This is a genomic window from Niallia sp. FSL M8-0099, assembly GCF_038006945.1.
Taxonomy (GTDB): Bacteria; Bacillota; Bacilli; order Bacillales; family Cytobacillaceae; genus Niallia; species Niallia circulans.
In genome coordinates this window covers 1,206,047-1,220,965 of the sequence record NZ_JBBOWF010000001.1, presented here as the reverse complement: position 1 = coordinate 1,220,965, position 14,919 = coordinate 1,206,047, and the positions used below count along the sequence as shown (strand labels likewise).

Below are 14,919 nucleotides of genomic sequence, written 5' to 3'. Positions count from 1 at the left end.
AATTTAAAATTATATTATAATTAACTATAGTTAACGATTACTTAACTATATTCTAGTTTTTTAGAAAGGAACTACTTATGAATATAGAACAATTAAAATATATAGTAGAAATCTCCCATTCCAGCTCTTTAAAGACAGCTGCAACTAAGTTAAATATTTCTTTACCTGCCCTTAGTCAGTCTGTAACAAAACTAGAGAAAGAGTTGAACATTGAAATTTTTCATCGCTCTAGAAAGGGGACCTATCCAACAGAGGAAGGAAAAATACTCATCCAAAAAGCTACTAGTGTACTAGAGAAATTCCAAGAGTTTTTAGACGAAGCTGAAAGCTTTGCCCATATCCTAAAAGGTGAGTTAAAAATTGCCACCTTTCCTGGACCGTTGGATTTATTAGCTGATCAAATTACTTTATACAAAAAAGAGTTCCCTTACATAAAGGCATCTATTGAGGAAGATAACTCACAGCATATAATTGAAAAAGTAAAAAAAGAGGAAGTAGATATTGGTTTCATTATTTATACCGAAGAGGATATCAAGAAAAACAGCAGCTTGCATTTCCATAAACTATATGATGGATGCATGGTTGTAGCAGTAAATAAAGACTCTCCTTTAGCAAACAATGAAAATATTACAGAGGAAATGTTAATAAACCAGCCTATTATTTTGTATAATGATGTTTCTATTTTAGAATTCGTGCAAAACTTAGATATTGTCGATGATGACATGGAAATATTATTTACAACCAACAATGTAGAAACTATTCGGTATGCCTTAGAAAGAAATACGGCCATTAACATTGGCTATGATTATGCATTTAAAACAATAACTGGGTTAGCAAACAATGATAGCTATGTAACTCTGCCTTTCGTTGATACCATAATAAATACCTATTACTTCGGATATATTTATCCAATAGATAAAGGTATTTCTAAGGTAGCTAAAGAGTTCTTAAATAGGCTGACATAAAGTTAGCCTATTGCCAGCTGCATTATTTACTATTCCTTCTAATGCCAGAATCTTTCCCTATATGAAAAAGATTCTGGAACATCTTATAAAGACCGAACCCAAACATAATTCCTACGGCATTTAATATAACATCATCAATATCCGTACTTCTCCCTATAAATAATTGAATTATTTCTATCAAAAGAGGAATACAGATAGCTATCCAAAATATGGAGGAAAACGTTCTAAATGCTTTCCATAATAATGGGAGAAAAATACCAAAAGGGACAAAAATAAGAATATTCCCTAATAGATTGACCAGTGACACTTCATTCCAATTACTTACTTGATCATTTTCTAGGGCAAAATAAGAAATAATCGTGGCAAAAGGGATAAAATTAATGCTTCTTAGTCCCTCAGACCATTGAATATAAAGCTGCTGCTTACCTTCCTCAACTGTTATATACCAATGGGGAATAATAGTCTGGGATGCTACCCCTATGAAGAACATCACAAACAGGAAGAGGAGAGTTTCTTTCATCCAAACTATTGGTTGTGTTTTATATTTAACAGATAAATATCGACTTATCAGATAAATCGGTGCTCCAATCAATATGTAAATAACCATTGACTCAAGATACATTCTAATCATATCGTGCCCCCAAATATTATTGAAAGTTTTTTCTGCGCATAATACTTAAGATAAGACCAATTAATAAAGCATTAATAACGGTTGGAACAAGACCATAGCTTATGAATGGCAAGGATAATGAAATAATCGGAAGAAATCCCACGCACATTCCTAAATTATAAACAACTTGAACACTATACAGCGTAATAGATCCTATTAATAGAAATTTCGCATATGGATTCTTTATTTTTTTGACATTGCCAATCATCTTCAGAATAAGTGCTCCAAATAATAATACAAGAAACACAGCCAACATATATCCAAATTGATAGGTGAGCTGCAGAAAAACTGTGTCTGTATTATTAATAAAAGTTAACACTTCCATATCTGGTGAACCAACCCATTTTAAATCAGCCCACATTTTTTGTCGATATAAATAAAAATAACCAGCTTCTTCGGCATATCTTTCAGGAAATAGAAATGCCATTAGTCTATTTAATTGATAACTTCCTCTTGTAAGAAAAAGAAGCCATAAAAGAAGAATTGTTCCTATTCCATATGTAATAAAGACTTTCCGTTTAGAAAAGCTGCTCCAAAATAGCATGATTGCGACTGTAAAAATATAAATAAAAACAGTAGAAATACTATCAAATCCGAAGAGAAATAAGACACATGAAAAGAAAAATAAACACAAGAAAGAAACATATGTAAATTCTTTCTTACTAAAAAAGGAAGCCCAAGCTAATAAAAAAAAGGGGATGGCCATTATGCCTTGGAGTATAATTGGTCCAATTTTTATATAGTTCGCTCCATTAATCATATGATTGCTAAAGAAAATAATGGATATCAATAACAACGATCCTATTGCATAAAATAAAGATCCAAAATCAGCAAATTTGCGATAGTCTACATACATAAAGCCAATGACTATTGCAATCCCTAAGCAAGTCATTAATAACTTAAGAATGATAAAATGATGAGAAGAAGATAACGTTGGCAAAATCCCTATCATTAACAGACTCACTGTTAGGGTAACAATAGCCCAATCAATCGTCGGACGGTAGATTTCACTTAATTCTCGTCCCAATTGGGAAGGACTTCCCATTTCATTAATTGCTTTTTCTTCTGCTTCACTTTCTGACAACCCTTTTTTTATCCATCCTTTTTTTGCAAGTTGGATATGATACTCCATTTCTAATTTAATCGATTCCTTTGCTTCTTTCGATTTCACTTGCTCCGTCACTTTATCTAAAAATAAATGTTTATTATTCATTTACGTACACCCAATCTATCAGTTCTCTAATATTTTTGCTGCGTCCCCCTTCTGCTGCCAACTTTTTTTCGAGCTTTTTTCCTTTGCGATCTATTTGGTAATATTTAACCTTGTTATTGTCCCACTCTGAAGCAATTATATTTCTCTGTTCCAATCGATGCAGAAAAGTATAGATAAATCCTTCTTGATTCTCAAACTTTTGAAAGCCGCGAGCACGTAACAACTCTGTTAATTCAAAACCAGTTTTTCTAGTATGAAGTAATTGCAAAGCTGCTAAAAGAATTTCCTCTTCCTTATTCTTTATTTGAATTTTTTTCATAATTTCTTTGCGATGCTCAGCAGTAAATGAAAGATGATTAAAATAAGTCTTTTTTAAACCAGCTTGAAGATTTTTTAGTCGTTTTTCCATTTTTCTTCATCTCCAATCTTTTTTAATAATTGCTTCGCTCTTCTTAATCGGGTTTTGATCGTATTTTCATTAACCCCTATTATCCTGGCAATCTCCTTTATCGTTAATTCTTCAAAGTAAAAGAGGAAGATAATTTCTCGATACAGAATAGGTAAACTCATCACAGCCTGCACAAGCCATTGTTCTTCCTCTTTTTGAACAATGGCTTGTTCAATATTTTCTTTACTGTCTTCTCCATAAATATATTCGTCATCCACTTTTATGACATTTTTTGTATACCAGCTTTTCAAATAATCTTTACAGTGGTTAATAGCAATTCTCCAAAGCCATGTTCGAAAACTAGATTTGCCTTTATATTTATGGATGGAATAATATACTTTCACAAAAATATCTTGTGTTAATTCTTCTGCGACCGCTTCATTTTTGACATATGAAAAGACTAAATGTAATAGCTCTTGTCCATATGTAATCATAATTTCATCAAATATTTCTTCTTTATTGTCTATTTCTTTCCAGCATGCTGACAATTCTTCCAAAACCATAAACCTCCTTACCTAACAATTAGACGACACACAGGAGAAAAAGGTTTGGATAAAATCGTGTAAATCAATCTCATTATTAAAATAAAGCCTTTAAAAGAAAAACACCTTCCTAATTAGTTATAAAAATAAAGCCTTTAAAAGAAAAACACCTTCCTAATTAGTTATAAAAATAGCCATTAAGAAAGTGTTATATTAGAAAATGATCAGATTATAAAGCAAACGTTCGAAGCTGGAAATCTCCCATACATTATACCTTTTATACTCGTCATAGTGGTTTCACTGTATTTAACTTTCTTTTTTTCGTTTCAAATTGTTTGAACATCACCTGATAAATGAACGCACTTATTATCGCTAATATAGCAATAATGAAAAATGTCCATTCAAATCCGAACCAGGCACTCATCGGAATGGATAATGGAGCAATCATTTTTGAAAAAGTGAACCGCAGACTTGCTGCCGCAAAATATTTACCACGCTGATCCTCGGGAGCAATCTCAGAAATAAAACTTTGTTGAATTCCTGCTGTCATCAATTCTGCAAAACTAAATAAGAGCATCGCGAACATTAACCCCCAAATTAAACTAGTTTGGCTAAACATGATAACTGCGATCGCATATATAAAGGAGGAAATAATAAAAACATTCTTCTCTTTAAATTTAGACATCCATCTTGTAACAATTATGGTAAATAAGGCTACGACCAATCCATTTTCTGCTAGTATTAATCCAAAAGCTTGTGTACTTTGAATTTCTAGAGACCAATTGCCAAGAGAAAATAAGTTTTGCGTAGCAACCATTTCATCTACATAAACTGGTAATAATAAATCTAGCTGCATAAAGGTTTGCCCTATTAATACTCCCGCTAAAATAAACAGTAAAAACGTTCGGTCCCTTACTATCACCTGATAGTCTTTTAACTGTGCCCCAAGCGCCATAGCCCAATTCTTTTTCTTATCATCTAGTTCTTTATATGGCGGAGCTGTTTCAGCAATCCAAGTTTTTAAAACTATACTCAATATAATATTTAATAGTCCAGCTGCTAAAAGGAGGAAAAAACGATAATCTTTATAAAAGAATCCGCCAAGAATCGGGCCAATTACTACTGCAATATTGGTAGAAGTATAAAAAATAGCAAAAACACTGCTTCTGTCTTTTTCGTTTACTACATCAGCTACCATCGCTTGGCTTGCTGGCCAATAAATACTAGTAAACAAGCTGATAACAGTGAAACAGATAAAACTAATAGCTGGGGAATCAAGCCACGGAGAGCTAGCAAAAGCAAAGATTAAATAGGCAATTCCTTGGGCAAGACTTGATATTACCATCATTTTCTTTCTACCGAATTTATCAGCATAATAGCCGCCAAGCAAATTAGCAACAACAGAAAAGGCTTGAGAAAGTATTAATAAGAATCCTGCAATTGATTTCCCAAAGGATTCTGTAAAGTATATTGCTAAAAATGGAAAAAACATCCAAAATGTTACATTAACAGTTGATTCACCAGCAAGACGAATCTTTAAATTCCGATCCCAATCTCTAAGTCGCATCGTCATGATAGTTGTCACTCTCTTTCTATTTATTTCCCCTATCATACCTTGATATTTCGGTTTAGGAAAGACTTTCTTTTCTATTATAATGATGTCTCTATATCCTTTTAAATAGATTTTATATTAGTTAGTCTATCGATAAGTGACATGTTTTCAATCCTTTCCTCTTTTTATCGATTATCTAAAACTACTTTTATCTTCCTTAAACTTTTTGTATACCTGTAACCATGTTTGCGCCATTAGCATATTACCAGCAGAATTCATATGTACTCCATCTGTCGTTAATACTTGATGATTTTGTTTTTGTAAATATTCCATAAATACTTGATGTGTAGGCACAACTACTGCATCATACTTGGCTGCTATATGATGAATGACTGATACATAATCTTTTAAAAGAATATTGCCTTCTGCTTCAATCGCTTCCTCAATTACGGTTGGCTCCATCAAAAAAATACTAGCATTTGTTTCCTTTTTTACTTTTTCTAATAAACGATTGTAAATAGTGCTAAATTTAGCTGGAGTAACCTGTTCTAGTTGAGGCTGTTCTAACTGTCTCCATACATCATTAATTCCAATTGATATAGAGACTAGATCTGGACGTAAGGAGAGGACATCTGCTTCCCAGCGTTGTTCTAAATCAGTGATTCTATTTCCATTTATCCCTTTATTAACAATACTTGGCAATGCTTCTGGTTGATTAATAGTAAAGTAGTCTTTAATATAACGAACATACCCATAACCAATGCCTTCCCTATCTTCCATTTTTCCCGCATATGTAATACTATCTCCTATAAATACGAATCGTTGATTTGCTTCCATCCCAATTATCCCTCCATAGAACGTTTTCATTTATACAATAGCATGTATTTCTTTCGCAAAGCAACCTTCCATTTCTTCCCATACAAAAAGCCTCAATCGGAAATTAAAAAACTCCAAGAGAGGCTGTAAGAAATTCAATTATTGTTGTGCCTGGACAATTTTTTCTAAATTACGTTCCATTACTTTAATATAATCCATTCCACTTTCTTCATCTTCTTTGCTTAACGCTTCTAAGGTGCTTAGTACTTCTGTTCTTGCCCCAATTTCAGTGGCAAGCGTATCTGCAACTTTTTGCGAAGCCGTTTCTTCAAAATAAATAACGCTAATATCATGTTCTTTTGCAAAATCTTTTAATTCAGCTAATCTTTGTGCATTTGGCTCTTGTTCTGGTGATATCCCAGAGATTGGTACTTGAGTTAGTCCATATTCACTTGCTAAATATCCAAATGCGGCATGTTGTGTAATCATTTCTTTTTTCGCTACTTTGCTTAGTTCATCCTGATATTTTTGGTCAAGTGCAGTTAATTTCGCAATATATTTTTCACTGTTCTTTTGATATGTTTCTTTATTGTCTGGATCCGCTTTAATCATGCTCTCTGTAATTGTTTCTACTTCTTTAATCGCTAGTGCTGGACTTAACCAGACATGGGGATCTTTCTCATGACTATGCTCATGCTCTGCTTCTTCACTTTCATGGTCATGGTCAGCTTCTTCCCCATTATGCTCGTGCTCTCCTTCTTCGCCTTCATGATCATGCTCATCTGTTATTCCCTCTTTTAATGTAATACCTTTACTTGCTTCAACAAACACTGTTTCTTTATTATCAACAGCAGATTTAATTGTATCTACAAAACTTTCCATATATATACTATTAAAAACAAATAAATCTGAAGTTTGCACATTGGCGATATCTTTTGGTGTTGGCTCCCATCCATGTGGTTCTTGATTCGAAGGAATAAGTAAGTTTACATCTGCCTTGTCACCAGCTATATTTTTGGTAAACTCATACATAGGATAAAAGGTAGTCATGATCTTCAGTTTCTCTTTATTTGCCCCGTTGGAAGCATTATTTTCTCCTTTTCCACATGCAGCTATCACCAATATTGCAAGTAACATAATAGTTACTAATGTAAATTTTTTCCCCATTTTTATCACCCTGCCTTTTATTTACTTTCTTTATGCATTTCTTTTAATATTAAACAATATAAGCTCCATTCGATCTGGATTATTCTGTTCTCCTTAATTTTAAATTTTAATTGCGATCTCTGTTTCTGTAAAAACTAGTGTTTTTTTACTCTCATAATGACCAAACCTTTGTTTGTTCATACCCAAGATATAATATAGCCCTGTAAGATCAAAGTTTAAATTATGTATGAAAACTATGGATATCGCATTTGTTCAAAAACTACTATTCTCACTTTGCCTTACACCTATCCACCGAGAAACCTGAATGTCACTTATTCTCTCAACATGTTTTTTTACCACCTGCCGGCGATTCATGCACGTCTAGGAATTACTATGATTAAATAAACTCCATTCCAAACAAACCGAAACTATTACGATTTATAAAATTACATTAAGATTAAAAGATTATTCCATCGACTTTCTTATATTAACCGTAACGATTACGATTTGTAAAGTGTTTTTTTATTTTTATCCTAACTATTTAAAGAACCTGTAAATTGATTTTAAAAGAAAAAAGGCTATACTAACCCATAATTTGGAAGTAATATAGCCTTTCTTAAATACATCTACTGCTATTATTAGCTTTATTTGGTTTCTACCGTCGATTTAAAGTAAACACGTTCTTTTTTCTTTCCTGATTCATACACGGCACAAATCATTTTTTGGGTTTTTAGCGCTTCTTCCCCCGTGACATCTAAAGGAATTCCTGTTGCTAACGAATCGTAAAAATTATTGATTTGCTTTACATGACTTACTCCCCAATACCCTTTTACTCCATTTTCATAATGAAACGTTTCTTGCGGATTATTATCTGCGATGAATTCTCTTCCATCCATTAATCGAACAGTTGCCCGGTCAGCTACCATTTTGGCGATTCCCTTTTCACAATGCAGCTCAATTTCAACTGGCGCGTCATACGTATAATAATTTATAGCATGAAATGCAGTAACAATGCCATTCTTATATGCTATAACTCCTTCAGCTGCATCTTCCACCTCAATAATTTCATGTGCACGATTGCTTATTGATGCATCTACATAGTTAATGTCGGCATTCACAAACCATCTCATCAAATCCATTGTATGAATTGCTTGATCAATTATAACTCCGCCACCTTCTTTCTCCCATGTCCCTTTCCAATCACTTTTTTGATAATACTCATCAGAACGGTCCCATGTAACAGATAGTTTTCCTGATTTAATCTTGCCAAGTTCTCCATTATCCAACATTTTCTTTATGAGCTGGGAGCCAGGATTATAACGATTTTGAAAAATAACACCAAGGGTAACCTTATTTTCCTTCGCTGTTTCCACCATTTCAACAGCATCATCATAATGAATAGACATAGGTTTTTCTGTTAATATATGAATCTGTTTTTTCGCAGCTTCAATTGTCACTGGTGCATGCAAATGATGTGGCAGACAAATATGCAACACATCTAAACTTTCCTGTTCAAACATTTCCTTATAGTCTGTATAAGCGGCACAGCCATAAATTTTAGCTTTTTCTTCTGCTCGTTCAGGCTTTACATCACAAACTGCTACTAACTCTGCATCCTCTCTTGAGACAATTGATTGGGCGTGCATAGGAAAAATATTACCACAACCAATAATCGCTACCTTTAATTTGGACATGTTTCTCTCCCCCGTTTCCACTATTTAATGAATGTCTATTTATTCAAGTATTTCTTTATACTTAATAAACCTAAACCCACCACATTTGAGAAGGAGCATCTTCAATTAAAACGGATTTTAAATTAGTAACCGCTCTTGTTAATCCTTCCCTAATAGACATAATTGGGTCCTCATGTTCAATGCTGACAACATAATCGTACCCATATGTTCTTAAAGCACTCATCATATCTGACCATTCACTTACACTATGTCCACATCCAACGGAACGAAATGTCCAGGCCCTTGTCTGAACTTCACCGTATGGCTGCATATCTGTTAAGCCATACATATTAACATTATCCTGGTCAATATACGTATCTTTTGCATGAAAATGATGAATAGCTTTTTCCTTTGCTAAAATTTTAATCGCAGCAACCGGATTAATACCTTGCCACCATAAATGACTTGGATCCAAGTTTGCGCCAATCGCATCACAAGTTTCCTCTCGTAATTTTAATAAAGTATATGGAGTATGCACTAGGAATCCGCCGTGCAGCTCTAATCCAATCTTCACACCACTCTCTTTTGCAATATGCCCTACTTCTTTCCAATAAGGGATTAACTTTTCTTCCCATTGCCATTTTTTCACATCAGAATATTCATTTGGCCATGGCGTAACTGGCCAGTTTGGATATTTCGCACCATCATGATCCCCGGCCGTTCCTGAAAAACAGTTTACAACCGGAACATTCATCAAGGATGCTAGTTTGATTGTTTTAATCAATGTCTCATGCGATTCCTTTGCAAATGCTTCTTCTGGAGAGATTGGATTTCCATGACAACTGAATGCACTTATGATTAAATCACGTTCTGTCACCTTTTTTAGATATTCTTTTCTCTTTTCTTCTGATTCTAATAATTCATCTACATTACAATGATTGTTTCCAGGATAGCCGCCAGTACCTATTTCAACTGCTTGAATACCAGCCTCTTTTACTGCATCAAGCATTTCTTCAAATGATTTGTCTGCAAATAATACGGTAAACACGCCTAATTTCATGAGAGCTCCTCTCCATTCCTTCCAATTTTCCTATATTCTTTCCTTCTATATACCTATATTTTGGTAATAGTCTTCGATGCTTGTGATTCCAAGGCTGCAAGAATGATCGCCAAAGATTTTTTTCCTTCTTCTCCGCTAATAAGCGGCTCTTTATCTTCTAAAATACATTCCACAAAATGATCTATAACACCAGTCTTATTTTGTCCACCATCATTATTTGATTGAATTCTGCCTAATTCATAATTTACTTTTTCCCCATTGGTATATTGGATAATTAACGAATAGTTTGGATCATCTTCTAAACGAATGACGGCTTTTTCTGCATAAATAACAGTTGAATTATCTTCTTTTCCACGATAAGCCCAGCTCGCAGTCAACGTTCCAATAATGCCGCTATCTGTTTTTAATATACAAACAGCATTATCATCTACAGTAGAGAAGTCTTTTGCATTTGTTTCTACAAATGCTCCTACCTCTGTAAATTCCTCTCCTAATACAAATCTTAATAAATCTGCTTTATGAACACCTAAATCTCCCATAGCACCAATAAATGCTTCTTCTTTTTTAAAGAACCAGCTCTCTTTACCATCAACACTCCAGCCTTCTGGACCACCATGACCAAATGTTGTGCGGAAGCTGTACACTTTACCAATTTCTCCGCTTTTAATTAATTGATGTGCTTTTTGATGGGATGCAACAAAACGCTGGTTATGTCCAATCATCAATTTTTTCCCACTTTTTTTAGCAGCTTGTATCATTTGCTCAGCCTCTTCTTTTGATGTTGCCATTGGCTTTTCACAAAGAACATGTTTGCCAGCATTCAAAGCATCAATAGAAATAGGGGCATGAAGATAGTTTGGTGTACACACACTAACCGCATCTAACTCATCCATTTTTAATAATTCTTTATAATCGGTAAATGCTTGCGCTTGATATTTTTCCGCAATTTCAGCTGCTCTTTCCTCATTGATGTCACAGACGGCTACCAATTCCACTTGTTTATTCAACAGATATTCAGGAATATGACGATGCTGTGCGATACTTCCACATCCAATTACGCCTACTTTTAATGAAACCATTATATTTTCCCCCTCTATATTATTTATCTGAAATTGTCTCTAAAGGCTGGGCGTTGCCATAAACAGGCTTCTCTCTTTTCACTGGTGCTGCCCACTTTACTGCATTAATAATAACTTGCTGAATTTCTTGATGGTGATAGGTTGGATACGTTTCATGTCCTGGTCTAAAATAAAACACTTTTCCATTCCCTCTTGCATACGTACAACCGCTTCGGAATACCTCTCCACCTTCAAACCAGCTTGTGAAGATCAATTCATCTGGTGCTGGTATATCGAAATGTTCGCCATACATTTCTTCCTTTTCTAATTCGATATATTCATTAATTCCTTCCACAATTGGATGATTAGGTGCTACTACCCATAAGCGTTCGCGATCATCTGCTTCTCGCCATTTTAAATTACAGGTTGTGCCCATTAACGCTTTAAAAATTTTCGAAAAATGACCGGAATGTAAAACAATTAACCCCATCCCATCTAAAACACGCTGTTTTACTTTTAACACAATTTCATCTTCTACCTCGTGATGTGCTAAATGTCCCCACCATACTAATACGTCTGTATTATTCAAAACTTCCTCCGTTAATCCATGGTCTGGTTCATCTAATGTTGCAGTATGTGTTTCATAACCTTCTTTCTCCAAAAACGCAGCAATCGCACCATGAATGCCATTTGGATATATTTCTGCTACGGTTGGATTTTTCTTTTCATGCCGGTTTTCATTCCAAATTGTGATCATTATGTAGCCACTCCTTCTCCCTTACAATATGATGGCTTCATTATATGAAATGTAAGCGTATAAAAAAATGCTTAATCTTGTCATTTTTTTATGCAATTATGTCATTTACTTGCTTGCTTTTTGCTAAAATAGAAAAGAGCACCTAACCATATAGTCTCGTCGAATAGGAGGGGAACAAAAAGTGGAAAGGGAGACAAAGCACACCTTTAATCAACCAGTAAATGAAAAAGTAGTTTATCAAAACCCTCTATTGTCTTTAAAAGTGTGGGAGATAAATGATGAGAGGGAAGATGTAATGACTCCAGTTGATGATTACCCTTGGCATTACCATAAAGAAGTAGAATTACTTGCCATGATAGATGGAGATTTGGCGGTACAAACAAAAGAAAGGTATCTATCGATTACTTCAGGGGACGTTCTTATTATGGGAGCGTCACAACCACACAGAACAAGTAAAGTGAAGAAAGGCAATTTGCGTTATATTGTCTTACAAATTGATCTACATAAACACTTTGACCAAAGTATCCTTCCTTATTTCTATTGTTTTTCAGAATTAACACATCCATTAGACAAGATAAATTACATATTTGAAGATAATAAGGAAATAAAACAAGAAGTACATTCCTTAATAAATGAGATTCATAGAGAAAGTCAAACGAAAGAAAAGGGCTATGAGATAGCTATCAATTATTCCATCAAACGACTTCTTCTTTTATGTGTACGAAACGATACTAAAAATATGCTCCAATATTCAGAAGAACAAGACCTTGCCAAACTTAAACCTGTTTTAGATTATATTGACAGCCATTTAGAAGAAAGAATACTTGTCGAAGATGTCAGTAAGCTACTGAATTTCAGCTATCATTATTTTATCAAGTACTTTAAAAAAGTAATGGGATTGTCGTTTGTAGATTATATAAATATAAAGCGAATAAAAAAAGCTGAATTATTACTTTTAACAACTGACAAAAGTATATTAGAAATAAGCTATGAAGTCGGCATAACAAATATGGCGCAATTCTACAAACTGTTTAAAAGAGAAAATCAATGCTCGCCTAAAGCCTTTAAAAATAGAATGTTAAATGCAAGCGCCTTATAATATATAATAAAACCCGCCACCTAGTGCACCAGCACTTTTTTCTCCGTAAAAATTATTCTGAACCATTATACACCTCCATATATTTACTGTATGGAGGCGTACTATTTACAAAGGAAAGGGTGCAAAAAATTGAACGGAAATCATGTATTATTAATCATCGGCGGGGACTCTAGACAGCTCGAAGTAATCCGCCTTCTTGCACCAAAGCTAAACAAAATTTATTTGATCGGTTTCGAAGATGCTTCTGTTTCTTATAAAAATGTGCGGAAAATAAATTGGCAAACAGCTCCACTTCATGAAGTGGATACTATTCTACTTCCCATTCCGGGCATTCAAGAAGATGGAATTGCTGAATCGGTATTTTCTAAAGAAAAGATTGTTCTAACAAAAGAGTTGATTATTAAAACAAAATCTAATTGTACTATATATTCCGGTATTATCACTCCTTATTTAAAACAATTGGCTGCAGAAACAAATCGAAACTTGGTTGCTCTTTTTGCAAGAAATGATGTGGCTATCCATAATTCTATCCCAACTGCAGAGGGAGCGCTAATGCTCGCCATCAAGCATACAGATATTACAATACATAATGCCCAAGTGCTAGTACTCGGTTTTGGCAGAGTCGGTAAGACTGTGGCTCGTCTATTTTCTGCTGTCGGTGCAAAAGTAACTGTTTTAGTTCGAAAAAAAGAGGATGAGGCAAGAGTGATAGAAATGAGGTTAGCTGCAATTTTTGAATCTTCACTAGAATCAGAAATACCTCTTCAGCAGATTGTTATCAATACGGTTCCAACACTGCTTTTAACATCTAAGCTTATAAAGAATTTATCGAGCAATGCTTTAATTATTGATTTAGCCAGCAAACCAGGGGGAACCGATTTTGCAGCTGCCAAGGAACACAATATCCAAACCCTTTGGGCCCTTGGTTTACCGGCAAAAGTTGCACCAAAGACGGCTGGTACAATAATTGGCAAAACACTGCTGGAATTGCTAAAAATAAATTAAGGTACAACTTTCAGGGGATAGTTAATAGCTATCTCCTTTTTTATGAAAATTTCAGCATTAATCGTTTTACAATTTTATACAAAAGTGATATCATAATTATATCAAATTGAAATTATAGGAGTGATTTAGTTGAAAGAAAAAAATGCGTTTCATTTTAATGGATTTATTGGCGTTTTACTTATTGCCATATCCCTTTTTCTCGGTGTCTATTTTCTTGTGCAGGAAATTCCAGGTGCTGCCATTCCCTTCTTCCTTATAGCTGTTCTTCTAGGCAGTGGGATAACAATTATTCAACCTAATCAGGCTGTTGTTGTAACCTTTTTTGGAAAATATCTTGGTACGATTCGCAGCAGTGGATTATTTTTAACCATCCCTCTTACTTTACGAAAAACTATTTCCTTACGCGTGCGTAATTTCAATAGTAAACGTTTAAAAGTAAATGATGTTGATGGAAATCCAATTGAAATTGCTGCCGTTATTGTTTTTAAAGTTATTGATTCTGCAAAAGCCATTTTTGATGTAGATAATTACGAAGAATTTGTTGAAATCCAAAGTGAAACAGCTATCCGCCATGTTGCAACAAAATACCCATATGATACATTTGAAAATGTAGAACTAACTTTAAGGGGAAATGCAGAGGAAGTCTCCAATGAACTTACGACCGAATTACAAGCTCGTCTAGACCTCGCAGGAGTGGAAGTAATTGAAGCTAGATTAACTCATTTAGCTTATTCTACTGAAATTGCCCAAGCGATGTTACAGCGTCAGCAAGCCTCTGCTATCATTTCTGCTCGTCAGAAAATCGTCGAAGGAGCAGTTGGAATGGCACAAATGGCCATTAATCAACTGGAACAGGATAAAATCATTGAATTAGATGATGAAAGAAAGGTACAATTAGTAAATAATTTACTAGTAGCGATTGTTTCTGAAAATCCTACGACTCCTGTAATTAATACAGGTACTTTATATTAATGA

The 14,919-nt window shown here is 34.3% G+C and carries 15 protein-coding genes; 4 read left to right on the top strand and 11 right to left on the bottom strand.

What is annotated here, in order from left to right; translation table 11 throughout:
- Positions 1-77 precede the first annotated feature (77 nt).
- On the top strand, positions 78-965 hold the full coding sequence (locus tag NSQ92_RS05665; protein ID WP_095257680.1) for a LysR family transcriptional regulator: 888 nt from the start codon (positions 78-80) through the stop codon (positions 963-965).
- Between the two features lie 22 nt (positions 966-987).
- Here NSQ92_RS05665 and NSQ92_RS05660 read toward each other — a convergent pair whose 3' ends face one another.
- From NSQ92_RS05660 to NSQ92_RS05610, 11 genes are all read right to left on the bottom strand, one after another.
- Positions 988-1,596 carry a VanZ family protein gene (locus tag NSQ92_RS05660; RefSeq protein ID WP_341152467.1) on the bottom strand — a complete coding sequence of 203 codons (609 nt, stop codon included), beginning with the start codon at positions 1,594-1,596 and terminating at the stop codon, positions 988-990.
- Between the two features lie 16 nt (positions 1,597-1,612).
- On the bottom strand, positions 1,613-2,848 hold the full coding sequence (locus NSQ92_RS05655; RefSeq protein ID WP_328283093.1) for an FtsW/RodA/SpoVE family cell cycle protein: 1,236 nt from the start codon (positions 2,846-2,848) through the stop codon (positions 1,613-1,615).
- Positions 2,841-3,257 (bottom strand): PadR family transcriptional regulator, encoded by a 417-nt coding sequence (locus tag NSQ92_RS05650; RefSeq protein ID WP_341152466.1) that lies wholly within the window; start codon positions 3,255-3,257, stop codon positions 2,841-2,843. Before NSQ92_RS05650 ends, NSQ92_RS05655 begins: the two co-directional genes overlap by 8 nt.
- A complete protein-coding gene (locus NSQ92_RS05645) occupies positions 3,242-3,793 on the bottom strand; it encodes a sigma-70 family RNA polymerase sigma factor (RefSeq protein ID WP_341152465.1) in 552 nt (183 codons plus the stop codon). The genes NSQ92_RS05650 and NSQ92_RS05645 overlap by 16 nt, the downstream gene beginning before the upstream one ends.
- A gap of 271 nt (positions 3,794-4,064) precedes the next feature.
- Positions 4,065-5,345 (bottom strand): MDR family MFS transporter, encoded by a 1,281-nt coding sequence (locus NSQ92_RS05640; protein WP_047943007.1) that lies wholly within the window; start codon positions 5,343-5,345, stop codon positions 4,065-4,067.
- 177 nt (positions 5,346-5,522) lie between these two features.
- Positions 5,523-6,167, bottom strand: a complete 645-nt coding sequence (locus NSQ92_RS05635; RefSeq protein WP_341152464.1) for an SGNH/GDSL hydrolase family protein — start codon at positions 6,165-6,167, stop codon at positions 5,523-5,525.
- 138 nt (positions 6,168-6,305) lie between these two features.
- The gene (locus NSQ92_RS05630) at positions 6,306-7,313 is read right to left on the bottom strand and encodes a metal ABC transporter substrate-binding protein (protein ID WP_251686854.1); all 1,008 of its coding nucleotides are present in this window, start codon (positions 7,311-7,313) and stop codon (positions 6,306-6,308) included.
- A gap of 623 nt (positions 7,314-7,936) precedes the next feature.
- Positions 7,937-8,986, bottom strand: a complete 1,050-nt coding sequence (locus NSQ92_RS05625) for a Gfo/Idh/MocA family protein (RefSeq protein ID WP_341152463.1) — start codon at positions 8,984-8,986, stop codon at positions 7,937-7,939.
- A gap of 70 nt (positions 8,987-9,056) precedes the next feature.
- Positions 9,057-10,025: a sugar phosphate isomerase/epimerase family protein gene (locus tag NSQ92_RS05620; protein WP_095257688.1), complete on the bottom strand. Its 969-nt coding sequence runs from the start codon at positions 10,023-10,025 to the stop codon at positions 9,057-9,059.
- A 53-nt stretch (positions 10,026-10,078) separates the two neighbouring features.
- Positions 10,079-11,104 (bottom strand): Gfo/Idh/MocA family protein, encoded by a 1,026-nt coding sequence (locus tag NSQ92_RS05615; RefSeq protein WP_095257689.1) that lies wholly within the window; start codon positions 11,102-11,104, stop codon positions 10,079-10,081.
- Between the two features lie 19 nt (positions 11,105-11,123).
- Positions 11,124-11,840, bottom strand: a complete 717-nt coding sequence (locus NSQ92_RS05610; RefSeq protein ID WP_047942901.1) for a ThuA domain-containing protein — start codon at positions 11,838-11,840, stop codon at positions 11,124-11,126.
- A gap of 181 nt (positions 11,841-12,021) precedes the next feature.
- On the opposite strand from NSQ92_RS05610, the gene NSQ92_RS05605 reads away from it, so the two are divergent.
- The 3 genes from NSQ92_RS05605 (at position 12,022) to NSQ92_RS05595 (ending at position 14,916) form a co-directional block, all read left to right on the top strand.
- Positions 12,022-12,939, top strand: a complete 918-nt coding sequence (locus NSQ92_RS05605; RefSeq protein WP_095257691.1) for a helix-turn-helix domain-containing protein — start codon at positions 12,022-12,024, stop codon at positions 12,937-12,939.
- A 129-nt stretch (positions 12,940-13,068) separates the two neighbouring features.
- Complete coding sequence (gene dpsA, locus NSQ92_RS05600; RefSeq protein WP_235850056.1) at positions 13,069-13,944, top strand: dipicolinate synthase subunit DpsA; 876 nt, start codon at positions 13,069-13,071, stop codon at positions 13,942-13,944.
- Positions 13,945-14,073: 129 nt separating this feature from the next.
- Positions 14,074-14,916 (top strand): SPFH domain-containing protein, encoded by an 843-nt coding sequence (locus NSQ92_RS05595; protein ID WP_047942898.1) that lies wholly within the window; start codon positions 14,074-14,076, stop codon positions 14,914-14,916.
- Positions 14,917-14,919: the final 3 nt, after the last annotated feature.

What these genes read in the sequence shown, in the direction of transcription:
- NSQ92_RS05630 (WP_251686854.1), bottom strand. Translation starts at nt 7,313, where the DNA reads ATGGGGAAAAAATTTACATTAGTAACTATTATGTTACTTGCAATATTG.
- NSQ92_RS05635 (WP_341152464.1), bottom strand. Translation starts at nt 6,167, where the DNA reads ATGGAAGCAAATCAACGATTCGTATTTATAGGAGATAGTATTACATAT.
- NSQ92_RS05625 (WP_341152463.1), bottom strand. Translation starts at nt 8,986, where the DNA reads ATGTCCAAATTAAAGGTAGCGATTATTGGTTGTGGTAATATTTTTCCT.
- NSQ92_RS05610 (WP_047942901.1), bottom strand. Translation starts at nt 11,840, where the DNA reads ATGATCACAATTTGGAATGAAAACCGGCATGAAAAGAAAAATCCAACC.
- NSQ92_RS05615 (WP_095257689.1), bottom strand. Translation starts at nt 11,104, where the DNA reads ATGGTTTCATTAAAAGTAGGCGTAATTGGATGTGGAAGTATCGCACAG.
- NSQ92_RS05650 (WP_341152466.1), bottom strand. Translation starts at nt 3,257, where the DNA reads ATGGAAAAACGACTAAAAAATCTTCAAGCTGGTTTAAAAAAGACTTAT.
- NSQ92_RS05665 (WP_095257680.1), top strand. Translation starts at nt 78, where the DNA reads ATGAATATAGAACAATTAAAATATATAGTAGAAATCTCCCATTCCAGC.
- NSQ92_RS05640 (WP_047943007.1), bottom strand. Translation starts at nt 5,345, where the DNA reads ATGCGACTTAGAGATTGGGATCGGAATTTAAAGATTCGTCTTGCTGGT.
- NSQ92_RS05660 (WP_341152467.1), bottom strand. Translation starts at nt 1,596, where the DNA reads ATGATTAGAATGTATCTTGAGTCAATGGTTATTTACATATTGATTGGA.
- NSQ92_RS05620 (WP_095257688.1), bottom strand. Translation starts at nt 10,025, where the DNA reads ATGAAATTAGGCGTGTTTACCGTATTATTTGCAGACAAATCATTTGAA.
- NSQ92_RS05655 (WP_328283093.1), bottom strand. Translation starts at nt 2,848, where the DNA reads ATGAATAATAAACATTTATTTTTAGATAAAGTGACGGAGCAAGTGAAA.